This window comes from Diaphorobacter caeni (assembly GCF_015354245.1).
Lineage (GTDB): Bacteria > Pseudomonadota > Gammaproteobacteria > Burkholderiales > Burkholderiaceae_C > Diaphorobacter_A > Diaphorobacter_A caeni.
On sequence record NZ_JADKYZ010000008.1, the window covers coordinates 70,334 to 93,615 of the forward strand.

General features: G+C 60.5%; 32 protein-coding genes. 15 read left to right on the forward strand and 17 right to left on the reverse strand.

Going from position 1 to position 23,282, the window contains the following annotated elements:
• Positions 1–3: 3 nt before the first annotated feature.
• The 16 genes from ISG32_RS19130 to ISG32_RS19205 form a co-directional block, all read right to left on the reverse strand.
• Positions 4–357 carry a hypothetical protein gene (locus tag ISG32_RS19130; protein WP_194772625.1) on the reverse strand — a complete coding sequence of 118 codons (354 nt, stop codon included), beginning with the start codon at positions 355–357 and terminating at the stop codon, positions 4–6.
• A gap of 90 nt (positions 358–447) precedes the next feature.
• On the reverse strand, positions 448–1,413 hold the full coding sequence (locus ISG32_RS19135; RefSeq protein ID WP_194772626.1) for a major capsid protein: 966 nt from the start codon (positions 1,411–1,413) through the stop codon (positions 448–450).
• Positions 1,414–1,454: 41 nt separating this feature from the next.
• The gene (locus ISG32_RS19140; RefSeq protein WP_194772627.1) at positions 1,455–2,504 is read right to left on the reverse strand and encodes a hypothetical protein; all 1,050 of its coding nucleotides are present in this window, start codon (positions 2,502–2,504) and stop codon (positions 1,455–1,457) included.
• A 118-nt stretch (positions 2,505–2,622) separates the two neighbouring features.
• Positions 2,623–3,051 (reverse strand): helix-turn-helix domain containing protein, encoded by a 429-nt coding sequence (locus tag ISG32_RS19145; protein ID WP_194772628.1) that lies wholly within the window; start codon positions 3,049–3,051, stop codon positions 2,623–2,625.
• A gap of 4 nt (positions 3,052–3,055) precedes the next feature.
• A complete protein-coding gene (locus ISG32_RS19150; protein ID WP_194772629.1) occupies positions 3,056–3,493 on the reverse strand; it encodes a regulatory protein GemA in 438 nt (145 codons plus the stop codon).
• 5 nt (positions 3,494–3,498) lie between these two features.
• Positions 3,499–3,876: a hypothetical protein gene (locus ISG32_RS27620; protein ID WP_228529942.1), complete on the reverse strand. Its 378-nt coding sequence runs from the start codon at positions 3,874–3,876 to the stop codon at positions 3,499–3,501.
• 196 nt (positions 3,877–4,072) lie between these two features.
• Positions 4,073–4,489 (reverse strand): hypothetical protein, encoded by a 417-nt coding sequence (locus ISG32_RS19160; protein WP_194772630.1) that lies wholly within the window; start codon positions 4,487–4,489, stop codon positions 4,073–4,075.
• Positions 4,486–5,103 (reverse strand): DUF3164 family protein, encoded by a 618-nt coding sequence (locus tag ISG32_RS19165; RefSeq protein ID WP_194772631.1) that lies wholly within the window; start codon positions 5,101–5,103, stop codon positions 4,486–4,488. The genes ISG32_RS19160 and ISG32_RS19165 overlap by 4 nt, the downstream gene beginning before the upstream one ends.
• Positions 5,104–5,114: 11 nt before the next feature.
• On the reverse strand, positions 5,115–5,432 hold the full coding sequence (locus ISG32_RS19170) for a hypothetical protein (RefSeq protein ID WP_194772632.1): 318 nt from the start codon (positions 5,430–5,432) through the stop codon (positions 5,115–5,117).
• 171 nt (positions 5,433–5,603) lie between these two features.
• Complete coding sequence (locus ISG32_RS19175) at positions 5,604–5,783, reverse strand: hypothetical protein (protein WP_194772633.1); 180 nt, start codon at positions 5,781–5,783, stop codon at positions 5,604–5,606.
• Positions 5,784–5,939: 156 nt separating this feature from the next.
• Positions 5,940–7,193 carry an ExeA family protein gene (locus ISG32_RS19180; RefSeq protein ID WP_194772634.1) on the reverse strand — a complete coding sequence of 418 codons (1,254 nt, stop codon included), beginning with the start codon at positions 7,191–7,193 and terminating at the stop codon, positions 5,940–5,942.
• Between the two features lies 1 nt (position 7,194).
• Positions 7,195–8,970, reverse strand: coding sequence for a DDE-type integrase/transposase/recombinase (locus ISG32_RS19185; RefSeq protein ID WP_194772635.1), 1,776 nt, complete (start codon positions 8,968–8,970; stop codon positions 7,195–7,197).
• Positions 8,971–8,982: 12 nt separating this feature from the next.
• Positions 8,983–9,882, reverse strand: a complete 900-nt coding sequence (locus ISG32_RS19190) for a hypothetical protein (RefSeq protein WP_194772636.1) — start codon at positions 9,880–9,882, stop codon at positions 8,983–8,985.
• A 50-nt stretch (positions 9,883–9,932) separates the two neighbouring features.
• Entirely contained in the window at positions 9,933–10,247 is a 315-nt protein-coding gene (locus tag ISG32_RS19195) for an IclR family transcriptional regulator (RefSeq protein ID WP_194772637.1), read from the reverse strand.
• Complete coding sequence (locus tag ISG32_RS19200; RefSeq protein WP_194772638.1) at positions 10,244–10,579, reverse strand: hypothetical protein; 336 nt, start codon at positions 10,577–10,579, stop codon at positions 10,244–10,246. The genes ISG32_RS19195 and ISG32_RS19200 overlap by 4 nt, the downstream gene beginning before the upstream one ends.
• On the reverse strand, positions 10,576–11,052 hold the full coding sequence (locus ISG32_RS19205; RefSeq protein ID WP_194772639.1) for a hypothetical protein: 477 nt from the start codon (positions 11,050–11,052) through the stop codon (positions 10,576–10,578). The genes ISG32_RS19200 and ISG32_RS19205 overlap by 4 nt, the downstream gene beginning before the upstream one ends.
• 96 nt (positions 11,053–11,148) lie before the next feature.
• On the opposite strand from ISG32_RS19205, the gene ISG32_RS19210 reads away from it, so the two are divergent.
• Complete coding sequence (locus tag ISG32_RS19210) at positions 11,149–11,388, forward strand: hypothetical protein (RefSeq protein WP_194772640.1); 240 nt, start codon at positions 11,149–11,151, stop codon at positions 11,386–11,388.
• A 49-nt stretch (positions 11,389–11,437) separates the two neighbouring features.
• On the opposite strand, the gene ISG32_RS19215 is transcribed toward ISG32_RS19210, so the two are convergent.
• Positions 11,438–11,659, reverse strand: coding sequence for a helix-turn-helix domain-containing protein (locus tag ISG32_RS19215; protein ID WP_194772641.1), 222 nt, complete (start codon positions 11,657–11,659; stop codon positions 11,438–11,440).
• Between the two features lie 162 nt (positions 11,660–11,821).
• Here ISG32_RS19215 and ISG32_RS19220 point away from each other — a divergent pair, with 162 nt between their 5' ends.
• From ISG32_RS19220 to ISG32_RS19285, 14 genes are all read left to right on the forward strand, one after another.
• Positions 11,822–12,187, forward strand: a complete 366-nt coding sequence (locus ISG32_RS19220) for an XRE family transcriptional regulator (protein ID WP_228529943.1) — start codon at positions 11,822–11,824, stop codon at positions 12,185–12,187.
• A 56-nt stretch (positions 12,188–12,243) separates the two neighbouring features.
• Complete coding sequence (locus tag ISG32_RS19225) at positions 12,244–12,714, forward strand: hypothetical protein (protein ID WP_194772643.1); 471 nt, start codon at positions 12,244–12,246, stop codon at positions 12,712–12,714.
• On the forward strand, positions 12,711–13,235 hold the full coding sequence (locus tag ISG32_RS19230) for a DUF4124 domain-containing protein (protein WP_194772644.1): 525 nt from the start codon (positions 12,711–12,713) through the stop codon (positions 13,233–13,235). The genes ISG32_RS19225 and ISG32_RS19230 overlap by 4 nt, the downstream gene beginning before the upstream one ends.
• Positions 13,236–13,285: 50 nt before the next feature.
• Complete coding sequence (locus ISG32_RS19235) at positions 13,286–14,278, forward strand: hypothetical protein (RefSeq protein ID WP_194772645.1); 993 nt, start codon at positions 13,286–13,288, stop codon at positions 14,276–14,278.
• Positions 14,279–14,562: 284 nt separating this feature from the next.
• Positions 14,563–16,050, forward strand: coding sequence for a KAP family P-loop NTPase fold protein (locus ISG32_RS19240; protein ID WP_194772646.1), 1,488 nt, complete (start codon positions 14,563–14,565; stop codon positions 16,048–16,050).
• Positions 16,051–16,179: 129 nt separating this feature from the next.
• Positions 16,180–16,713 carry a lysozyme gene (locus ISG32_RS19245; protein ID WP_194772647.1) on the forward strand — a complete coding sequence of 178 codons (534 nt, stop codon included), beginning with the start codon at positions 16,180–16,182 and terminating at the stop codon, positions 16,711–16,713.
• Positions 16,710–17,285 carry a DUF2514 domain-containing protein gene (locus ISG32_RS19250; protein WP_194772648.1) on the forward strand — a complete coding sequence of 192 codons (576 nt, stop codon included), beginning with the start codon at positions 16,710–16,712 and terminating at the stop codon, positions 17,283–17,285. Before ISG32_RS19245 ends, ISG32_RS19250 begins: the two co-directional genes overlap by 4 nt.
• Positions 17,285–17,635: a hypothetical protein gene (locus ISG32_RS19255; RefSeq protein WP_194772649.1), complete on the forward strand. Its 351-nt coding sequence runs from the start codon at positions 17,285–17,287 to the stop codon at positions 17,633–17,635. The genes ISG32_RS19250 and ISG32_RS19255 overlap by 1 nt, the downstream gene beginning before the upstream one ends.
• A complete protein-coding gene (locus ISG32_RS19260) occupies positions 17,632–17,943 on the forward strand; it encodes a hypothetical protein (protein ID WP_194772650.1) in 312 nt (103 codons plus the stop codon). Before ISG32_RS19255 ends, ISG32_RS19260 begins: the two co-directional genes overlap by 4 nt.
• Positions 17,944–17,964: 21 nt before the next feature.
• Positions 17,965–18,489 (forward strand): DUF3486 family protein, encoded by a 525-nt coding sequence (locus tag ISG32_RS19265; RefSeq protein WP_323745957.1) that lies wholly within the window; start codon positions 17,965–17,967, stop codon positions 18,487–18,489.
• The gene (locus tag ISG32_RS19270) at positions 18,489–19,904 is read left to right on the forward strand and encodes a phage terminase large subunit family protein (RefSeq protein ID WP_194772652.1); all 1,416 of its coding nucleotides are present in this window, start codon (positions 18,489–18,491) and stop codon (positions 19,902–19,904) included. Before ISG32_RS19265 ends, ISG32_RS19270 begins: the two co-directional genes overlap by 1 nt.
• Positions 19,897–21,438 (forward strand): DUF935 domain-containing protein, encoded by a 1,542-nt coding sequence (locus tag ISG32_RS19275; protein ID WP_228529944.1) that lies wholly within the window; start codon positions 19,897–19,899, stop codon positions 21,436–21,438. Before ISG32_RS19270 ends, ISG32_RS19275 begins: the two co-directional genes overlap by 8 nt.
• The gene (locus tag ISG32_RS19280; RefSeq protein ID WP_323745958.1) at positions 21,431–22,621 is read left to right on the forward strand and encodes a phage head morphogenesis protein; all 1,191 of its coding nucleotides are present in this window, start codon (positions 21,431–21,433) and stop codon (positions 22,619–22,621) included. Before ISG32_RS19275 ends, ISG32_RS19280 begins: the two co-directional genes overlap by 8 nt.
• A 113-nt stretch (positions 22,622–22,734) precedes the next feature.
• A complete protein-coding gene (locus ISG32_RS19285) occupies positions 22,735–23,280 on the forward strand; it encodes a phage virion morphogenesis protein (protein WP_194772653.1) in 546 nt (181 codons plus the stop codon).
• The last annotated feature ends 2 nt before the right edge of the window (positions 23,281–23,282 follow it).

The following is a 23,282-nucleotide window of genomic DNA, read 5'->3' on the forward strand; positions in this document are numbered from 1 at the left end:
GGGTCACTTCTTGGTGGTTGCGGTCTTGGCGGCGGGCTTGGCCTTCTGGGTGGTCTGGTCGTCGGGCGCACCAGAATCACCAGAAGCGCCGGATTCATCGCCCGAGGACTGGGTGGACTCCTGCTCCGCCTTTACCTTTTCGCGGGCGGCTTGGAATGCTTTCAGTGCGGCTGCTTCTTCCGCCTTCTTGGCCTTGTCATTGGCGGCCGCCTTCTCGGGGTCCATGGCCATGCCATTGGCCAGCAACTCCCCTTCGTCGTGCTCGGGCAACTCGGGGAGCGGCTCGCCTGGCTGAATCACCGTGCGCTCGCCGTTGACCAATACGGCCGTGGCGACCATTGCAATCAATCTGCTCATTTCAAAAATCCTTTCTTGCCGATCCACCCAGACCCGGCTCATGCGGGTCTGGGGACTCTCAGAGTCGTGGGCGCAATGCCCATGGGGGTGTTACTTCGGGTTGCTGAACAGGAACGCGGCGGTGTTGTAGGCCACGTTTGGCTGGCGCTCGTAGGTCGCGCCGTAGATCCAGCTCTTGCTGCCAGCCTCGAAATACGGCGTCTCCGCGAACGGGTGGCCGTCGATGACGTTGGTGAAGCCGAAGCCGGGTTCCGCCAGGCTGATGTCCGTGGAGCCCGTGCCGCCGATCTTGGGCACGTAGGCCAGAATGGCGTTATTGCCCCAGACGTCCTTGCCGGAGTCGCTGTCGTCAATCCAGACAGCGTCGCCCACCACGATCTCGGCAACGTTCAGGATGGTCTTGAGCTGCTCGATGGTGGCCGGGCCGGTCTGCGTGCTGGACAGGTAGGACTTCACTTCGACGTTCATCGTGATCGCAGTGAAGGCGTCGGCACTCAGCGTGAGCTTGTTGGGGCGCTTGCCGATCTTCTTGCGGATCACGTCCGCAGCCGCGCGGATGTCAGTGACCGGCGTGCCTGTCGCGGCGCTCCACTTTGTGCCACCCGCCAGCGCCATCACGTGGCCGGATGCATACGACGCAGCAGATGTGGCGAGCGTCGCCACCTCGATCTCGTAGTTGAGCAGCAGGATGTCGCTGGCGGTCGTCATCGCGATGCGGCTGATGTCCAGATAGTTGCCCACGTTCAGGCGGCGGCTCTCGTCGGCCTCGCGCAGCAGCTCGCGCGGAATGGGCACATCCACTGCGTATTGCTTGACCGCGTAGGTCACGCCTTCGTACTTGATGTCCACCCGTTTGGTCGCAGTGCCAGGAGCGCGGCGCAGGTTGTAGTTGCGCAGGCGTTCATCGCCCAGCTTGGCCAGCGTCACGGCGGACAGTGCCTGCGGCAGGCGCGGGAACAGCTGCTCCGCGATCATGGTGCCCTGACCCATACCCAGGAGCAGGCCGGTCAGGATCGGGTTTTGTTTGAGCCGGATCTCGGCTGCGGTCATCGTCATGGTTCAGTTCCTTGAAGTGAGACGGGTTGAGGGCTGACGGATCAGGCAGTCGTGGTGAACGACGTCACCGCTGTCAGCGCATCGGCGTAGTTCACGCCCTTGTGCTGCTGCATGTAGCCGCGTGCGGCCTGGTCGATCTCGGCGTCGGTCTTGCCCTTGGCGCTGCCCAGGACAGGTGTCTTGCCACCGGCAAATTCGCTGAAGTCCACCACCGGCTTGGCCGACGTGATCAGGTCCTGCAGCCACTGCGCTGGCGATACCTTCTTCGTCGTGTCGCCTTCAGAAAACTCCACCGGCTGCGCGTCGGCCAGCATGTCGAGCGTGGCCACTGCCATCGCCTTGTCCTTGGGAAGCAGCGTTCCGGCCTTGATCTGGGCTTCGGCGAAGCTCACGAAACCGGCTTTGCGGTCGGCCTTGGCGCGCTCGGCAAACGATGCGGCTGCTGCCTTGGCATCCTTCGCGGCCTGGTCGGACGCTTCCTTTTCGGCCTTGAGCTTGGTAGTGGCTTCCTGCTCTGCTTTGAGTTTGGCGTTGGCTTCATCGAGTTGTGCCTGCAGTTCTTTACTCATATCGGTGGTTTCCTGTGTCGGGTCGGCGTTGACGGTTTCAGCAAAGGAGACGACGCCGACTTCGTCACCTTCAGAAAACTGGATGTCTTTGAGGCCCGCGATCGCAGGCGGCTGCGCGCCCAGAAACGCCACATGGCGCAAGTACCACTTGCCGGGCGTCGGGTTGTTGGGTGCGCTGGGTGGGTAGAACGAAGCGCTGCGCTTGGTAAAGCGACCAGCCGCCACCATCTCTGCGAACTGAGGCTCGACGCGGTGAGGGTTGATCGTGAGCACGCCAGCGGCATTGCGGCCGACCGACTGCACCCAGCCATAGGCAGGCAGGTTGTGCTCGGGGTGACCGATGGTCAGCGGTGCTTCACGCGTTGCCGGGTTGTAGCTCGCGGCCATACCTGCCACGTCGGCGTCGCTGAAAACGTGCGAGGTGCCCTGATCGTCAATGTGCGTGCCAGCGCGGAAGATCTCGATTCCAGCGGGCAGCGTGACGGACTTGGCGGCGGGTGGGGTTGCAGCGGCTTGGGGCATGACCGCTACTGTCGGAGCCAAGCGCGATGGCGACTAAATGACGCGCACCACAGATTCACGCAAAAAAAAATGCCCCGCGTGCGCGAGGCAGGCGGGGCGAAGTTGCAATGACAAGGTTTCAGTCTAGCGGCAGCACACCCTGTCGAGCTTTGATCTGCTGCTGGCGCCAGTCGGATTCGATGCGCCTGATTCTTGACGGCGTCAAACCTGTGACATGTGACACCTCGCGGTAGCCCATTCCTTTGCCCAGCAGATCCACCACACGGCGGGCCTTCGAACTAGCCGCCAGCAGTGCGCCCACAGGAACGTAGGGCTGCGTGCCACCGTGATCTTCCGCCAAGCCCAGCGCCTGCGCCATCGCCAGCCGGGCCAGCGCTTCGGCGGGCACCGCATCCGCTCCTGGTGCCGAGATCAAGGTGATGAACAAGCTCGTCGCAAACTCGCGCCAGATCTCCGGCCAGTCTCGCGGCATCAGTACCTGCAGCGGCTCCAGCTGCATAGGTGACAGTTCCAGAGGGTCGAGGCGATCGAACAGGTCCACATTCATCGGTTCATTCTCCGCGTTTGTGCCAGGCCTTGAGCGCTTCGATGCAAGTATCCAGCTGCGCAGGCGTGCAAAAGCGCAGAGCCGATACATGCACGGTGCGTGTCACCCACGCGTCGAGTGCCGCTTTGCTCGGGTTGTCGACGAGCCCGTCGCGATGCAGCTGATGCCACAGGGCCCAGACCTTGCGCTCGCGTGGGCTGGCTTCGGTCTTTGATTTTGCGAACTGCGGTCCGGTCATCGCGCCGCGACGCGCCGGTCGGGCCACGCCCAGGCGCTCTGCCAGACCTTGCATGTGATCACGGACTTTGGTCCGCTCGCCCTGGCTCATGTCGGTGCTGCTGGACTTGCCGGTGAGGTTGAGCAGCAGCGCACGGTAGTCATCCGTGCTGAGCTGCAGCTTGGACTTGAGCGCGTGGATCGCAGCAATGTGATTCGTCGCCATGGCGATCAGCCCAACACCAGTGGGCCCAGCCACCAGTTCCACAGGCCGACCAAGCTGCAGATCAGAAAAACCCACTGCTGCACATGCATGGGCCACTGTCCTTTGATCGCGCTGACGATCAGCCAGCCGAGGTTACTGATGACGAACGCGCTGAAGCCCCAGCCGAAGTGGGCAGGTAGCGCAAGCAGCAGGGCACCGAGCATGCCGAACAATGCAGCGAAGACCGACAGGAAAAACGTCGGAAACGCCAGAGGCGCTACAAGCGATTCCGGGGTCGTGGTGCGGCAAGGGTCTAGGTTTTCGGTTTGGGACGTTTTGGGACGGGGTTTCATGGCTTTGCGGGCGTCTCGTGTTGGTTTGGAGAACCCGGTGTTGACGGACACCGGAAACCGGACTCACCTCGCGCACCCCGATGGCGGGGTTGAGGCACGCAGCGCTGGAAGAATGGCAGCGGCACGTTGGCGCGTGAGCCTGCGGTGGTTGATGGCTATGGATGCACCAAGACACTTACCGCTTGTCCTGCCGACCTATCGCGCCCCAAGGCGGTCAGCTGCGCGTAGAAGGCCTATGCGAGGGTCGTCATTCGCTATTGCCTTTCGCGCCCCTCTTCATCAGCTGTTCAAAAGTATTTATTAGCGGTAGCGCCACGTTGTTGTAAACCGGGATGACGTCGGAGGCTTGGTAGTTGAACCCGTTCACAAATGTCTCAAGGGACGCCCCGCAGCCGTTCTTTTTCAGCCATTTCCAGTAGCCAACAGCAACCTCTATGTGCTTTGCTCGTTCCTCCATTGCTGCGTCGTCAAGCCGTCGCAGTTCGCATCGCGTCTGCACAACGCATTCAATCAAAAGCCCGAGTTTGGAGTTACGGCCCCATCGGTCAGGGTTGCCACCGTGGATGATCAATCCGTCGAGGCGATCGATCCAGGCAGCGCGCTCTTCGTTTGAGAGCTCGCACAAGACCAAAGGAAATTCAGCGAAAGTCTTTGGGTTGTTCATACAGCTGCCACATCCAAGCTGATTGGCAAGTACTCGCCCGTTGCGTCGTCGCGGCGGTAGAAACGAACGTATGACTTGGTGCTCGCCGTCTGCATGCTGTCGCCGATGGCCTTCATTGCTTGCTGCCACTTTGGATCTGTGATGTCGAGCTGACGAAGTCCAAGCACGCGGCCGGTGTTGATGCGGCCTTCCTTGTCCGTCTGGAAAGCATGGTTCACCAGCGCGCGGATGTTGTCATTGGCACCCTGAGCCCACTCATGCACGCACTCGTCGATCAGCGCCTTGGCGGCCATGAGCTGCTCGCCAAACACGATCTTGTCTTGATTGGAGCGCACCAGCTTGTAGCGACCGTCGAAGCTCACCAGCGTGACGTTGCCCTTGTTGCCTCCGGACTTGACCCCGTACTGTTCCAGACTGGTCGAGACCAGCGCTGCAACATCCTGCATAGCCTGAAGTTTGAACTTCGACAGTCCCTGTTGCTGCATCTCTGCCATCTTGCAAAGATCTGTCACCACCTGGTGACGGAGCTTGTCGATGTCCTTCACTTTGGCGTCGGGTACCAGGTTGCCGTTGGCGTCTTGCCAATATCCGGCTGGGATGAAAACTGCGGACATGGAGAATCCTTTCAATGTGTGTTGGCAGCGCCGTTGGCGGGGATGCGGGTTGCGAACTCCTGCAGCAGGTGGTCGTTGTAGGCAGAAATTCCGAGGATTGCGACGTGCGCAAGATTCGTTGGCAGCTGCTTGAGGATGTGGCGATGCGCAGCCAACAGCGCCGTCAAGACAACGAACGGTTCAGCACTTGGTCCTGCGACGTTGAGCATTGCGGTCGCGAGTTGCCCCACGCCATTGGCATCCTCATCGGTGAAATCGTTGTGAGTACGCATAACGATCCCATCAGCAGCGGTAGCCGCGACTTGCGATTTGTTTGTGATCCAGCGCACCGTCGCGCACCGGTACTGCAGGGACGCCAGTCCAAACCGGCGCGGCCATGCAGTTGTATTGAGGCGGTGGCGTGGCATTGGCAATGCGAGCCGCTGGCTGTACCTTGCCGCGTGGACGGCCACGGCCTTCGAGCGGCTGATGGGTGGAGGAGAACTTCATGCTTCGCCCCCTCAGAACCGGCTATTGAAAAACGCGGTCACGGTGCCCGTAAGCACCGCGATGGCGATGCAGATGGCCCACTCGCGAACGATGGGCGCCCACTGGCGGCGAGCCTTGCTCGACTCGACCGCTCCAGGCGCGAAGAAGAAGCCGCTGCGCGGCGCTTCCAGATTGGCTTTGGACTTTCTCATGTGGCTTGTCTCTTGATGAAAATGACTGCGATGGCGCGGGCTGCGGGGTAGTCAGCCATGGCTTGGCGGGTGGCTTCCTGGCTGTCCTCGAACAGGCCGGTAAAGGCAAACCGCCCAGTTGGAAGCGACACCCGGATTCGGAATATCGCCATGGCATCAGCACCCCGCGATGACTTCAGCCGTGACCTGCTTCCAGCCCACCTTGGCCGCCGCATTCATGGCGCGAGATACAAGGTTCTGCACGGCCAGCGGGTGGCAATTGCTTTGTGCGTCGGCCTTGCTGCCGCCGCGCGGAATCGACACCAGGCGCGCCCGAATGGCGTCGATGGCGTCGTCGGTCATCACGTCCTTCAGTGCGACGCCTGCGCGCCCGAACTTGTGGCCGAGGTAGCCTTCGAGTTCGGAGTCCAGCGGGTCGAGCTTGATGATCTCCAGACGTTGCACCACTTCGCGGATCTGCTTGCTATTGGTGTTGAGAATGTCGAGCAGTTCGGGCTGGGCGATCAGCGCGACGCCGAGCGTCCGGCGCAGGCCGTCCTTCAATTCCAAGAAGCGCTTCAGATGGCGCAGCATCTCGCGCGGCATGCAGTGCGCCTCCTCGATCAGGATCAGGTGCCGGGTGCCCGCGCGGTGGCTGTCGAGCAGCATCTTGTGCACCGCTGCAAACTGCTGGTTCGGCGCGGCAGGCAGCTTCACGCGAGGGTCGAGCGCATGGGCGATGGCGTCGGCCACTTGCGACGAACGCATGGGCTTGCCGGAGCGGTCATCAGCTTCCATGCCGGTCACATACGGGCGGATGATGATGATGTCGCGCCCTTCGGCCTTGATGCGCTCGCCCAGATCTTCCGCCAGCGTGGACTTGCCCGCGCCGGACTCGCCCACCACCGCAAGGAAACCACTGTGCTGCGCGCAGTCCATGAGCGCGGCGCGCACGTAGCGCACGCTGGGTGTCTGGTACACGTCATCGACGGTCTGGATGTCATCCAGGAATGGGTTGCGCGTCAGGCTGAAATGCCTGCGCGCTTCAGGGCTCAATGTTTCGTTTCGAATTGCCATAAGTTCCTCCTTTGAAATTCGTGTTTCCTCTTCCACGCGCTCGGCCTTGACTGATGCAGCGGTGCGTTTTCCTCGTGCGGCGCATTCCGCAGAGATCGCGGCGCGGCGCGCAGCCGAGTCCGCTTGCCGCTTCTCGGCCAGCTCAGCCGCCGAGTACAGCGGTTCAATCTCGGCATCGGTGGCGCCGCGCAGGCGCAGCCATTCCTCGACGTCCTTCTTGAAATCGGCCACCGCCCGGCGCGGCCACAGGCCGTGGGTGATCAGGCGGCTGGCGGCGGAGCGGCTAAGTCCGAGGTCCTTGCGGAATTCCGCCTGCGTGAGGTTGAGGCGTTCAAATACGGGTGACAGGCACATGTCAGGCTCCTCCTGCTACGACGCGCAGACCGGCGCGCACGGTGAGACGGTCGTGGAGCGCCTGCAGCTCGTCTTCGGGCACACCATCCGGGTACCAGGACTTGATCTGCGAGGACTTCTCGGCGGTCAGTTCCAAGCCCATGCGACGCAGCTCTAGCGCAGCTTCGAAGGTGTTCAAGATGCGTGCAGGTGCTGGGGTACGGTTGGTTGTGACAGCAGGTGTCAGCTCGGCGCCCTGGCGCGGCAGGAACGTGCGCTCGGGCGCCAGCTCCATCGGCTTGTATGGATCGATGCGGCCACCGAACGGCACGGCCTTGGATTTGCGCGCGGCGTCCAGTTCGTCCTGCGTGGTGACGTCGTAGGCCGCGAACGCCACCTCTTTGCGGTTGGTGTCGAGCACGGTGTCGGCGTGACGATTCCAGTCCTCGCCGATCACGTTGCCATCCACGCGGAACCCCGCATCGTCGCGCTCGATCACCGGCACGCTGTGCAGCACTTCGTTGCCGTCCGAATCCTTCTCCACCACCATGACGGCGTCGGACATCCATGGGTTGATGGCAATCGCCAGCTTCTCGCCGACCATCACCTGCGGCACGCTGCGCACGTCGTAGTCGCGCCCCTTGAACGACACGGTGAGCATGTCGGAGACCTTGCGGCTCTCGGGCTCATGCGTGAGCAGCTCGCGGCACAGTTCCACGCTCGGGGCAATGCGCAGTTGCTCCTGGGCAATGGTCATCCATTGGTCAAAGCGCGTCTTTCCGTGACGGCTGTGGATCTTGTTGGCGTTGAACCAGCGTGCCCAGCGACGCGCCTGCGTGTTGAGTTCTTCGATGCTCTGCACCGGCGCCAGGCGCAGGCCCGACTCGAAGCTGCGCTCGATCAGGTTGCGGCCGTTTTCGATCTGGCCGGTGGCGCGAGCATTGCCGGGAGCGTGGGCGATCAGCTGCACCTGCAGGCGGCGGGCGAGATTCTTGAACAGGCCCGAGGTGTTGGCGCTGCCCATGTCCATCATCAGGATGAACGGCACGCCGTAGAACGGATCGTTGGCGCGCTGCTGAATGGCGTTGATGAATACCTGCGTGAGGTTGTCCGCGCTCTCGGCACCGAACACGTATTCGAGGTAAAGACTGCCGCTGTTGTGGCAAGACGCCTCGTAAGACCACACGCGGTCGGCTTCGATGCGCTTCAAATTGGCAGGCTTGTTCTTGTAGAACTTGTCGCGCTCCATCACCTGCAGGCCGCTCTCGGCCTGCGTGCGGGCGTTCAGGTAATACAGCACGCACAGGCTGGCGTCGATTTGCCAGACGTGGTTGGGGTGCAGGCTGCGCAGCTCGACCGCAGGCTCGGGCCGGTTGAGCTGGTCGGGGTGCAGACCGTAGTGGCGCAGCGCGCGTGCCACCGCACTGTCGGACAGCGGCAGCACCTCGCCGGTGGTGGGGTCGGTGCGCTCGGCGCGGACCTCACCGTTGGTGCGCAGGATCTCCAGAGCTTGGCCGATGGACATCAGGCGCTTGTTGGTCTTGCGGTGGCTCACCATCAGCAGCGCGCTGATGGTGACAGCCTCGGCGCGGGGCAGACTCACGTCACCCGCGTCACTTCTTTGCTTTCGTTCAGGCATCACAGTGACCTTCTTGAGATGGCGGTAGAGAGTGGGCAAACTGATGCTCAGCTCCCTGCACGCATCGGCATAGATCGCCTGCTTGCCGCCTTGCGCGGAGGTGGCTGCGAGTGCGGCCACCTCCACCAGGCGCTGGGTCAGCGTTGCATTGAGCGGCATGGGGGTGAGTCCTTACGCGGTCTTGTTCCACGCGGCGTGTTCTGCTGCCAGCTGCTGGTCGGCGGCGCTGCTGGTATCGGGCAGATCGAACTCGCCGCGCAGCGCGGTGAGCTGGGCCTGCACCTGGCCGACAAGGCCTGACATGAACACGTTCTGCGAGTCGATCTCGCCATGGCGGCTGAGCGCCAGCAGCGCCTGACGCAGGCCGCCGACGATGGCCCCTTCGGCGTCGGCCGCGAGGGCCGTAGCTTCCTTCTTCAGGTCAGCGAGCTGGTCGTCCATCGACGCAGCCTGAATGCGCTTCTGTGCGGCCTTCAGCTTGTCGATGGACTTGTTTTTGTCTTCCAGCACCTGGTCTTTGGCGACCAGATCGGCCTTGGCGTCTTCGAGCGCCTTCGCGGACTCCTCGACCTTTTCGGCGAGGTCTTCTATAACCGAGAGGACGTCGGCCTTGGTGCTGCCATTGCTGATGGCAAGGCGGACCACTTCGAGCTTCTCGGGTGGCAATGCGCGGGCGGCGCGCATTGCGTTGCGGTTCAGGCCAAGGCGACTGGCCAACTCATACGCTGTCTCCCCAAGCGCTTGCAGTGATTCCGATGCCTCGACCATCGCTGTGCGTGGTTTTCCGAATACCAATCGACAAAATTCATCGACAGTCGTCGCCATGGCGACGGTTCCATCTGGCAGGCGAATCGGTAAGTCCTTGATTCTTTTGGATTCACGAACTTTGTCGAACAGCTGAACCGTCGCCGCGGCGACGAAACTGCGAGTCAACTCCAAGGCTTGAAGCGCGCCAACATTGCTTGCCAGCTCCAGCAATTCCAGCTGATCCTCCTGTGCCTGCTCACGCATCGCGACCATCGCGCCTTCGATCTTTTCCTGATCCACGGTGGTATCAACGATGTCCTGCACTTCGACTTGTTTGGTTGGTCGTGCCATATCTGTGTCTTCCTCAAAATCGATTAATCGGGGGTTCGTGTGAAACGGTTGCGGGCCTCATCGACGCGGCGCTGGGCACGGTCGATGGCGGTGTAGACCTTGATGGATTGCTGCGGAATGCAGGGAGTCAGCACCCAGCAGCCGGTAGCCTCGTCACGCTGAGCCATTCCGGCGGTGCGCAAGTTGTCGAGGTCGCGAGTGATCGCAGAAGGGTTGCATCGGAGCAGCTCGGCCAGCTTGCTCGGCGGATAGCCGATAACGGGATCGCCACAAAGTGCCAGGAGCAGCTTCAAGATGCGCTGCTGCGCGTCGTTGGTGTAGTCGGTGGCTCGGCTCATCGCAGCATCCCCGTGCCGATGTCGGCCTGCAGATCGCGCACGCCTGCGCCCCAGATTTGGCGGACCTCACGCGTGCCGTGCTCGGTGTGTACGCGGCTGACAACGCGCACCAGATCACCGCAGTCCATGAAGCCGGCGTGCAAGGGCTGCAGAGGAACACGGCGGCGCTTGTTGGCGCAGGTCGGGCCAAAGCTGGACGGTTTGTCGGTGAACGCGGCGGTGCGCGCCTGCGGCTTGCCTGTGCTGTTCACGCTTGCGCGCTTGAGCTTGAGGATGGCCATCGTCAGTGCGTCGCTCACGGCCTTGAGCGGAATGGTCTTGGTGCTGGTCATGATTCAAAGTCCAGTTCGGGAGTGGCGAATTGCTCGACGTTGGCCTGGTGGTAGGCCACCTGCGCCATGTGCTCGCGCAGCGCGCCCAGGGTGGATTCCGCCGCCTCAGCGCTGGGGGCGGAATAGAACTTGTTGAGGGCCTGAAACGCGGCCGCCCAGCTGGTGTTCATGGCGATCAGCTCGGCGTCGTCAGCCTTGGCGCCCTTGGGCATGGGCACAACCAAGCGGCCCGCGCTGGCGGCGAGCCATTCGCTGGCGTAGTGCACGCCGCAGGTCAGTTCGTAGCTGGGCAGCAAGATGGCGGGCAGCTTGCCGGTGGCGAGCCACTTGTAGAGACTCTCGTGGCTCACGCCCATGCGGTCGGCGATGCGCTCAATGGACAGATTGCGGCGCACCTGAGCGTATTCCTTGCACATGCGCAAGGCGTGCACGAGGCTGGTCGCACGGCGGTTTTTCCAGATGGGGCGGGTCATTGGAAATCTCCCGTTCCAGCCGCTTCCAAAAGCTTTTTCCCTTCGAAGCGCGAACCTTGAGACAGTGCAAACACATCACCACGAAACGAGGTAGTAATGAGCGAAATAGCTGAACTGGAAGGACGAATCGACGCACTGGCGCAGGCACTGATGCGTGTGGTCGCCGAGCTGGAGAGCCAGCGGCTGCTGGACGGGCAGCGTGTGTCGGCCGCATGGCGCAGGGCTCGACCGGCGAGGCTGGCATGCACGCGGCAGTTGCGGGCCTCACGCGGTGTGCTGCTGCAGATGGCGGATGTGCTGGACGAGGCCAGAGCGCACAGGGCGAATGTCTCGTGAGACAGCCCGAAATTTGTTACATTGGTTGACGGACGCATGGCGTGCCCGATCACGCGGCGAGGCGGCGTGATGCTTCGCCATCTTTGAGCTTGAGTTCGACTGCGATGTCATGCGCTTCACCGCGCAGGCACTTCAATCGGGGCGATGCCTCGTTGTCGTTGAGAATGGCCATTACCGTGTTGGGTGTGAAGCCTTTGGCCTTTGCCCACGCAGTGATGGACTGACCGCGATGCGCGAATTCAGCTCGGATCTGGGCTCGTGATTTGGTCATGGCATGCGTCCTATTTGTTGTGTGAAAGTTGGCGCTTTCACATGAATTGGTTTGTTGTTGTGTGAATTATGGGAACCGTTCGGTTCCTTGTCAATGGGCTTTTAGATGAACCATTTGATTTCCATCGGAGAACGCCTGCGTGAAGAGCGAGTGCGCTTGGGCATGTCTCAGACCACCTTTGGCGAGGTGGGCGGAGTCACCAAGAAGACGCAGATGCTTTACGAAGGCGGAGAGCGGACTCCGGACGCCTCCTACCTCGCCGCTGCTGCGGGGGCAGGCGTGGACGTGCGCTATGTCGTTACAGGTCAGCGTGATGCGCCCGCCCAGGACGTGCCATCGCCAGAGGAAAAGCTGCTGCTGCAGTACTACCGAGAGGCGGCGCCAGCAATTCGTAAGGCAGCGCTGGCTGCATTGCTGTCCGGCTCATCGGGCAACGGCATGCACATGTCTGGGTTAGGCGATGGCAACGTACAAATCGGCGCTGGCGGCAGATTGAGCGGATCGGTGAACGTGCACAAGGGCAAGTGATCTTGGTCGGCACCGCAGTCGACTGCGGGTCGTGAACTCAACAGAGGGGACGGGTAATGTTGGTTGCTTTTCGCCAGCGAGTGCTTGGCTGGTTGGGTGGTGGCGGAGACAGATCAAATGCCCGTCCGGATGACTTCCGGGTGAGCGAGCCTGTTTTGACATATCCACTACACATGGACAACGTTGGAAATGGCAACCTGCAGGTAGGCCAAAACAATGGAAGCGTCAGAGTTGTTCATCTCAAGCAAGAGCGCAACGTGACGCATATTCATGTGTATGGAGAGCAAGACCCTACAGAGCCAGAAGACGAGCAGTTCGACTACGGCGTGAAGGCAACTCCCGCGCAGCGTGAAGTGATGCTGATGATTCGCCAGCTCCCAAAGCCCATGACGGTATACAAGTTCATGGAAGAGAAATTCAATACGCAATTCGTGCTGGACTTGGAGAGTGAGCAGGTGCGCATCGTGAAGAGCTTTGTGGAACCCATCATTGATGAACTGAACAAGTCGCAGAGGGAAAACGCATGATCAAACAGGTATTTGTGCTGAGCACTGCCTTGCTGCTCACGCCCGCATGGGCCATCAACAAATGCACCGGCCCCGATGGCAAGACGGTGTTCCAGGACGCCCCCTGCATGGGCAAAGGCGAAGAGATCCAGGTAAAGCCAGCGAGCGGCTCTGCAGCGCGTGCCGCAGCACCAGCTGCTGCTGCGCCCCAAGCAGCGCCAGCTCCACAAGCTGCTGCGGGCGGCAAGAAGGAAGGCGCCTTCGGCGAAACCTGGCAGCGCCGCACCTGGCTGGAGCAACGCGGCTTGCCAGATGCACGCGGCGCGATCGACAACCACCAGCGCAAATGTGCGAACGAGCAAGCCGCGATAGCGAGCAAGAAACAGCTGGCTAGAAACAATCTGGCCGGGGCCACCTACGAGCAGTCCATCAGCACCGAGATGCAAGCCGCCGCCACGATGTGTGACTCCAAGGCCCGCGAGCTGCGCGCGCAGCTGGAGTCCTACGAGCGTGAATATCGGGATCTTCAGGCGCGGCCGTAGCCCTAATCCGATCTATACAGCAAGAAATCAAACTGCACTCAAGGCAATCAATGGCGACACAGCAAGAAATTACAATTTCAACTGATGAAGATGCAGTTGCGCTGCTTTCAATAGCGCTGGAAACTCCAGCCGAAACCGAGGGCGCTGTGCTAGTGTTCGACAACTGGCCGCAGGTTGAGATTAAGCTGACCGGAACGCACTACGAAGGCACAATTACAGCCAATGCTGCCCAGATGCTTATCGAGTACCAGAAGGCGTTCGAGCATGCGTTTCTAGAACTGGTGAAGCCAAAATCCACGCGCCTCACAAATTCGGAGAAGAAAGATCTTGCGATCACCGCAGAGGTGAAGAAGGGGAGCACACTGCTCACCTTGGATTTCAACGCCGCGTTAACGCAACTGTCAACTCAGCTGGTTGGAAAAATGACCCCAAATGAAATTCTCATCGCGATACTTGGTCTTGGCACCATCGCCGGGGCTACATTTGTGGTAAAGACTTTTGTGAAAGAGCGCGCGACGCGATTGACCCGTACTGCGGAGCTCGATTCCCAGACCCAGCTTTCTGAACAAGAAACCAAGCGCCTGCAAATCGTCACGCAGGCGATGCAGGCCCAGCCCAAACTGGCCTTCGTGAAAGACGACTTCGACAATGCGCGAGATGCTGTCTTGCGCAACGCCTCTGATGCCAATACATTGAGCCTTGACGGCGTCAAGATGACGTCCACTCAAGCTGTTCAGATGGCGCGCCAGCCGCGCGAAAGCTCCAAGGAAGCGCAGCTCAATGGTGTGTACTACATCACAGGTGTTAGCTGGCCCGATGACGTGACGGCGAGCTTGGAGTTGCGCGGGCTGGAAAACTCCAGAGAATTCAAGGCGACGTTGAACACTGAGTCACTGTTGCAGAAAGACAAGTCGCTGATCGCCTCTGCTGAATGGGGTCGCACACCGCTCTATCTTTCGATCAATGCGAAGCTCCTTCGTGACAACGTGATATCGGCCACGGTCGTCGGGTTCGATTGGGATCGTCTTCGCTCACAAACGTGACGGGGTGGTGCCCGGCCGAAACTAACGCAACGAAGCTTGTCAGATGTTCACGATGTTCGACAGCCACCAGCGCGAATATGCGAACGAGTAAGCCGTCATCGCGAGCAAGAAACAGCTGGCTAAAAAACAATCTGGCCCGGGCCACCTACGAGCAATCCATTAGCACCGAGATGCAAGCCGCCGCCACGATGTGCGACTCCAGGGCCCGCGAGCTGCGCGCGCAGCTGGAATCCTACGAGCGCGAGTATTGCGATTTGCAAAAAAATTGAGCCTCTTGAATTCATATGAGCACATCACTGCACCCCAGCCGTTTTAAGTCACAGGAAGTAGTCATCCCGAAAGACACAATCTACGACAACGATAAGTTGAACAGAGAACCGTTCATATCGGCCGTATCTGATCTGTTGAGGTCAATTCAAGAGCCATTCGTCGTTGCGTTAGATGCACCGTGGGGAAGTGGGAAGACGACCACTTTCAGGATGTTGGAGCAACAATTGACGAACGCGGACATCGTCACAGTCAGCTTCAATGCTTGGGAAGTGGACTACGCGACCGACCCGCTGGTCCCACTTGTTGCGACTCTCCATGACCGCTTGCTCCAAATAAAAGGATATGACAACAGCCTCGACTCCTCCAAAGTCGAAAAATTTAAAGCCTTGGGAGGCATCCTTGCAAAACATGCGGCTGTCGCTGGAGTTAAGGCTCTCACTGCCGGTCTAGTAGATGTCAGCGGACTCGCCGATGGCGTAGGCAAGGCCATCGGTGATGCAGCCGACAAAGCCGGCGAGGGATTGACTGGAGACTTGATCGACTACTTCAAACAAGAGAAAAAAGCGGCGAATCAATTCAAGGAACTGCTGGAGGAATTGACGAACTATGTTCGCAAAACCACGACTGAAGGTGAGTTGCCGCCTCCTGTAGTTTTGATGATCGATGAACTGGATCGGTGCCGCCCAACGTTTGCGGTAGCAATGCTTGAAAGAATCAAACATTTCTTCAACATACCAGGCCTCGTCTTCGTACTTGCTCTGGACACGAAACAATTGAAGGCAAGCACGCAAAAAGTCTATGGTGCTGAGATGGATGCATCGGAATATCTCCGACGATTCGTAGACTTGGAACTCAGATTGCCGCGTGCAGATGCTGGCCAAATGATCGAGTCAATGCTATCGGCTTGTGGAGTAGACGCGTTCTTTGCTGCTCGAAATATGCACTACTCAATGCAGTCTGATCGATCTCAAATGGTAGTAACTTTGAAGGAATTGGCCTCCATATTTGAGCTGCCTCCGCGAGTGGTTCAGAGAATGGTATCTCGGGTTGTGTTGATTATTCGTCAGACACGCGTGAATCAGCACCTAGACTCAACCGTAACGGCTTTTCTAGTATTCCTGAGATTGACCCATCCAGATATTTATAGAAGCATTGTGTCTGGACGTGTTTCCCCCAACGAAGCCATTCGATCAGTTCAGTTGCTCGCTCCGTCCAATAGGAGCTTCTATTACTCGCCAACAGGTGAATTGATGGAGGCATTTTTGTTGCTATGTTCATCGAGCAGGTTTCGGGATCAAGGTGAGAACTACAGAAGGCTGTTTGTCCAAGACGTGAAAGCATTAAAGAGCGATGCGGGCGACCCCGAAAGTGCTCGGGTGCGCAAAGTCGCTGGACTTTATAACTCGATCAAGGATGTGCTGGGTAGCCGAGACACAATCGCATTGGATCTCATAGATTCCCGAATAAATTTGGTGGCAGAAGAGTTCGACTCAATGAGATGAAGATGCACACAATTCGTTGGTGCCAATCATTGAAGCGCACCATTTAGTGCGCCTCACGCGCGCGCGGCATCCTGCCGTGCATGACTTCCACACCAGCCTACTCGCAGCGCTCCGCACCAGGAGCGCCGCATGGATAACCGCATCGCCATCATCGGCCTGGCCTTGTCCGCGACCGGTCTGGTCTACATTGCCCAGCGCGAGGGCTACAGCGCCAAGGCGTACCCAGACCCAGTTCATGGCGCCAAAGTAGCCACCATCGGTTACGGTACCACCAGCGGCGTGAAGATGGGCGACACCACCACGCCCGATCGCGCGCTAGTCCGCCTGCGCGCTGACGCCGCCGAGTTCGAGGTGGCTCTCAAACGCTGCATCAAGGTTCCGCTCTACCAGCATGAGTGGGACGCCTATGTGGCGCTCGCCTACAACGTGGGCACCACTTCGGTCTGCCTGAACACCGAGCGCACGGGGCCTAGCACCATCGTGCGCAACCTCAATGCGGGCCAGTACAACCCCGCATGCGAGGCCATCTTGCTGTATGACCGCGCAGGCCCGGTCAAACGCCCGCAGGATCTCTGCAGCCACCCGGACAACCGCACCTGCAGGGGCGTCTGGAAAGACCGCAAGGCGCTGCGATCTATGTGCCTTGGGGAGCCAGTGCAATGAGCTATCGAGTCATCGCCATCCTCGTTTTGATAATCGGCGCGCTCGTTGGCGTGAAGGCGTTGGAATCGCACCTGATCGCCAAGGGTGATGCACGCGGCGCGGCCCGCATCCAGACCCGCTGGGATACCGCCGAAGCAAAGCGCCGGGGCGATGAGAAAGAAGCCGAAGCGCGCTTGCAAAACGAGCGCGCGCAAGCGGAGAGCAACGCCCGCATTGCCGAGCAGCGCAAGCAGCAAGAAGCCGAAAGGATCGCCCGTGAACAGGCTGAACGTGAGGCGTCTTTGCGCGCCAGTCTTCGCAGTGCTGAGTCTCGCAATCGCGGGCTGCTCGACACCATCAACGAGCTCAATGCGCGCGACCGTGCCCGCGCCGCAGCTCATGTGCCCGGCACCAGCCCGGATGCCAGCGCCGTCGCCATCGTTGATGAAGCCGCCGCCGCTCGAACCCTACTCGGACAGTGCAGCGATCGACGCACAGCACTGGCAGCAGACGCTGATGGGCTCAGGCTCCAGGTGATCGGCCTGCAGGCGTATGTGACCGACGTGTGCCTGGCGCGGAAGGTGGGTGAGTAATGGTGTTTGAAGTGACGTTGTCCAACGTGCTCTGGGTGGTCGGCATGGTGATCGCGGCCATCTGGGCGCTGATGAAGGTGATCAGTCTTCAGCAGGAGAAGCACATCAACGCGCGTTTCGATGCCCTGGCCACCACCATCGCCGATATCGCGGTGACCCAGAGCAAAAACGCTGAAGCCACGCTCAATCTGGAGCGCGAGTTTCACGCCTTCCAGATCGAGACGACGCGAGATTTTGTGCGGCGCGACGACTTTGTGCGGCACGTCGGAATCATCGAAGCCCGCATTGACAACTACGCACTGCGCATGGAGCGCGTGCTGGAACAGCTCCTGAAGGGGGGAACCACGTGACCATCGATATCGCCAAAATCCGCCGCGAGTCCATTCGCTGGCATCTGCTGTCTGCCGTCAACATCAGCCGCCCGGCAGGCATCTACACCGAGCCGCTGTTGGAGATCATCCGCGCGGTCTATCCAGATGCGACCCATCAGGAGATCCGCGTCAACCTCGACTATCTGGAGGAGCGCGAGATGGTGCGGATCTCCAAGGATCCGCTGGACCGCTGGATGGTGGACCTCACACGCACCGGCATCGACTTCGTCGAATACAACATCGACGCGCAGCCCGGTGTGTCGCGCCCCAAGATCACGCAGGTGTAAGCCATGCCACGCCGTAGCAAAGTGCATGAGCTGCCGCCCGAGCTGAAGGAATGGCTGGACGCCGAGCTGATCCGGCGCGGCTTTGGCGACTACGTGCAGCTCGCCGAAGACCTGAAAGCCCGCGGCGCGGACGTGTCCAAGTCCGCGTTGCAGCGGTATGGCTCGCCCTTCGAGCGGCGCATGGATCAGCTGAAGGTAGCAACAGAGCAGGCCCGCGCCATCGTGGACTCCGCTCCCGACGATGAGGACAAGCTCGGGGCCGCAATGATGCGGATAACCCAAGAGAAGATCTTCGGAATGCTTATGCAGCTTGATATCGACGTGAATGAAGTCGATGTCAACAAGCTATTCAAGAACGTTGCGGAGATTGGCAAGGCCAGTGTTTCCCACAAGAAATTCAGCTTTGAGGCCCGAGCCGCCTTGAAGGAAGAAGCCCGGCGCGAGCTGCTCGAAGAGCAGAAGGCCAAGCTGGATGCCTTGGGCAACAAGGGCGGCGTGACGGCCGACACCAAGGCCAAGATCCGTGAAGCGCTGGGGATCACCTGATGGCGAAGATCAAAGGTCGTGCCAAGTGCATTCCGAAAGATCGCGATGCGATCTTTCTGCCGTTTCAGAGCGCGTGGATTAAGGATGAATCTCGCATCAAGCTGATGGAGAAGTCGCGCCAGATCGGCATCAGCTGGTCCACTGCCTATGGTGCAGATGAGCGTGTGGCGGCACAGGGCGCCCGCTTCGATGAATGGGTAAGCAGCCGCGATGACATCCAGGCGCGGCTGTTCATCGAAGACTGCAAGATGTGGGCGGGCATCATGGGCTTGGCCGCTCAGGACCTGGGTGAGGTCGTGCTCGACGCGGAGAAGAAGCAAAGCGCCTACGTGCTTCAGTTCTCAAGCGGACGGCGTATCCACTCGATGTCGAGCAACCCGGACGCGCAAGCCGGTAAACGCGGCTCGCGCATCTTGGACGAGTTCGCGCTGCACAAGGACCAGCGAAAGATGTGGGCCATTGCCTATCCCGGTATCACTTGGGGCGGCAGTATGGAGCTGGTGAGCACGCATCGCGGCTCCAACAGCTTCTTCAATTCACTGGTGCGCGAGGCGCGCCATGGCGGAAATCCGAAGAATGTCAGCCTGCATCGCGTCACTCTGCAGGATGCTCTGGAGCAAGGCTTTCTTTACAAGCTGCAGCAGGCCTTGCCTGAGAGCGCTGAACAGCAGGACATGGATGAGGCGCGCTATTTCGACTTCATTCGTGCTGGCGCGGCGGATGAAGAGTCGTTCGACCAGGAATACCAATGCATCCCGTCCGATGACGACAGCAAGTTTCTGGAATACGAGCTGATCACCGCCTGCGAGTACTTGGGCGGCGACAGCTGGCAGCGTCCGTTGACAGGCCCATTCCAAGGCCGTTTGTTTGCGGGCGTCGATATCGGTCGCAAGAAGGATTTGACCGTGCTATGGGTGGTCGAGCAGCTCGGCGACGTCTTCTACACGCGGCACGTTGAGTGCATGGAGCGCATGCGCAAAAGCGATCAGGAAAAGATTCTCTGGCCATGGTTCGAGATCTGCGATCGCGTCTGCATTGACTCCACCGGCCTCGGCATTGGCTGGACCGATGACGCTCAGGACCGCTTTGGCGAGCAGCGCGTGGAAGGCGTGAATTTTTCTGCCCACGTGAAAGAGGCACTGGCCTATCCGCTGAAAGGCGCGATGGAAGACCGCAAGGTGCGCGTTCCCGATGACCCCAAGGTTCGATCTGACCTGCGCAAGGTGCAGAAAGTGACTACGGCGGCAGGAAACATTCGCTTTGTGGCCGAGAGCACCGCCGATGGCCACGCAGACCGATTCTGGGCGCTGGCATTGGCGCTGCACGCAGGCTCGAACCCGAGCGCCCCCATCGAGTACATCAGCGGCGGCCCGCGCGAGAGCAGTCAAGGATATGGAGATTTCGTCAATGGCTAAGAAAAAACCGACCGACGACCTGAACAGCAAACCCACCCAGCCCGAGCTGGGCGTGGAGTTTGCCAACCGCCTGCGTGATCCGTTCGAGACGAATTACATGGGCGTGCTGCGCACCAACGATCCGTTGCTCCTGGAGCGCGGAAACGGCAACGTGGAGCTGTACCGGGATCTGCGCCGTGACGGCAAGGTATTCTCCGGTCTGCAGAAGCGCCAACTCGCACTGGTGGGCAAGAGCTGGCAGGTGGAGCCGCGCGTGCAGGGCGATGCCAAGGCCAGCAAGGACGCCGAGACCGTCACGACGATCCTGAAGGGCTTCGCCTTCGACAAGCTGTGCGCGGAGTTGCTGCAGGCGCTGCTCTCAGGCTTTGCCGTCGCGGAGATCATCTGGACTGTGCGCGACAACATGGTGGTGCCTGAGCGCGTGGTGACACGTGCGCAGCGCCGCTTTGTCTACGTGCAGGATGATGAGAACAGCCCCGCGCGCCTGCAGCTGCTGACGCGCGAGAACATGCTCAAGGGCATTCCGGTACCGGAGCGCAAGTTCATCGTCCACCGCGTGAATCCTGAAGACGACAACCCGTACGGCACCGGCCTCGGGCTGCAGCTGTTCTGGCCGGTATTCTTCAAGCGCAAGGGCATCGTGGCCTGGAACAAGCTGAACGACCGCTTCGGCTCGCCCACCCCCCACGGCAAATACCCGCGCAATGCTGGGCCCAAGGAAAAGGCGACGTTGGTCGATGCGCTGCGGGCGATGAGCAATGACGGTTTTCTGGCCACCCCTGAGGGGATGGAGATCGCATTGCTCGAATCCAAGCTGTCCGGCAACGTGACCACGCAGCAGGCGCTTTGTGAGTTCATGGACGACTGGGTGATGGAGGTGCTTACCGGCCAGGAACCATCACGCTCGAGTGGCGGCGCGCTGGCCGCTGCAAGCAAGGAACGCCAGAACGTTCGCCAGGACCTCACGCAGGCCGACAGTGATCTGCTGAGCGAGACGCTGAACATGTCGCTGATCGCCTGGATCTGCGAATACAACGGCCTGGCGCCGTGCCACGTATATCGCCAAATCAAGGAAGAGGAAGACCAGAAGACGCAGGCGGATGCGGACAAAGCCGTCTCGGACATGGGCTTCGAGCTGAGCGAGGACGCGGTGCGCGCGAAGTACGGCGAGGGCTGGAGCAAGAAGAAGGCCGCGCCCAATCCGTTTGCGGGCAACCTGCAGCCCGTGCAAAAGCCGAACCAGCCAGGCGAAGAGGACGCGCCGGGCCCGAACTTTGCAGAGCCATCAGCACAACCAGGTGCGGCGGTCGTCGCGCAGCTGTCCACGAGTGCGGGTTCCATCGTCGCAAGCTGGATTGCGAAAATTCGAAATCTGGTGGACACCGTCGACGATCCGCAGCAGCTGCAGGAGCAACTCCTGGCGCAGTTCGGCGATCTTCCTTCCAACGACCTGCAGGAGCTGATGGCGCTGGCCTTCGAGCTGGCCGAACTGCAGGGCCGCGATCAGGCGGCGCAGGAGGCTGCAGGTGGCTGACAAGGACACGGTCGGCGGCGCACGCCAGCAGTTCGAGGAGCAGATTGCCTTCTTCCGGAACAAGCTGAACATGCCGACTGAAACGTGGCGCGACGTTCAGCAGGCTGCACACGACCGCGCATTCGTCGTGGCGGGTGCGATGAAGGCCGATTTATTGGCGGATCTGCGCAAGGCAGTGCACCAAGCGGTCGAAGGCGGCTCCATCGGCGAGTTCCGAAAGCAGTTCGCCAGCATCGTCGCGAAGCATGGATGGACTGGCTGGACCGGAGAAGGCAGCGCGGCCGGTGAGGCGTGGCGCACGCGGGTGATCTACCAGACCAACGTGGCAACGTCATATGCCGCTGGACGCCGGGCCCAGTTGCTCGATCCCGAGCTGCTCGCGCGCCGTCCGTATTGGCGCTATGTGCATGCGGATGGTGTGGCGCACCCGCGCCCTCATCACAAAGCGTGGGGCGACGCCAAGCTGACGCTTCGTCATGACGATCCGTTCTGGGACACGCACTATCCACCGAACGGCTGGGGCTGCAAATGCCGCGTGGTTCCGGTCGCCAAGCCCGGCGAGGACGATGCCACCGAGCCGCCGGAAGGCTGGAGTCAGGAAGACCCGAGCACTGGCGCGCCGCCGGGTGTTGATGAAGGCTGGGCATACGCGCCAGGCGCGCGGGGCGATGCCGATATGCGTTCCTTCGTGCAGGACAAGCTGATCGAGTACCCGCCTGCTATCCAGAAGGCGCTCTTCGAGAGCACGCATCGCTACCTGAACACCACCGAGCGGGTGACGGACTTCGTCAAGCGGGTGACCGCGAGCCTGCCGAAAGACGAGGATCTCTGGCTCGGGTTTGTGGAGGGCAATGCCGCTGGGCAGATCCAGACGCTGACGGGCACCAAGGTCGATGACTATTTGGTGCTCCTGTCCGGCGACAACGTGCGGCACACCGCCTATGAGCACCAGTGGGACGGCAAGGGGCAACGCCCGCCCAAGCCCGACGACTACCTGCATGTGCTGTCGTTCGTGAATCAGTCGGATTCCATGACGCTGGGCACGGATCTGGGCCGTGGTGGGCAAAAGCGGGTGGTGGTACGGAAAAAAATCGGCAGCGAGATGTTCCGCGCCGTATTCGAGGTGCTGACCGGTAAGAAAAACCGGGCACTCAAGCTGATCAGTCTGGCGATCAAGACCTGACAGAAACGAAAAAGCCTCGTGCCCCTTGACCTATACGTTCGAAACGAGACCGGTCATACCGTCCGGGAGTCAATGCAGCACAAGGCGGTTTTCATTTTAAGCAAGGAGCTTTCATGGCGCAACTGATTGAATTGAGCGACCGCACCGGGCTGGACTACCTGCAGGGCTTCGTCGCGCGCGGCCAGAATTTGCGGCCGCTGTTGCTGGAGATCGGCGAAGACCTTGCCGAGTCGACCAAGCAGCGCTTCGCCAGCGCCACCGACCCGGACGGCCAAGCCTGGGCGCCCAATAGCGCACTGACGCTCGCCCGCTACAGCTCGCTCTTCGCCAAAAAGAAGGACGGCTCGCTCACCAAGCGCAGCGCCACCAAGCTGGCGGGCAAAAAACCGGGCACCGGCGAGACCGGCGCGCTGAAAACGACGATCAACTATCAGGTGCACGGTGAGGACACGGTGGGCATCGGCTCGCCCATGATCTACGCCGGGACCTTCAACTATGGCGCGAAGTCCGGCGAATTCGGCTTCGGCATGTTCGCCAGCCGCAACGGCTCTTTTCCGATTCCGTGGGGCGACATTCCAGCCCGTCGCTTCCTCGGACTGTCGGCGGCGGACAAGGTGAATGTGGCCGATTTGATCCGGTCGTACATGTTGGAGGGGTGAGA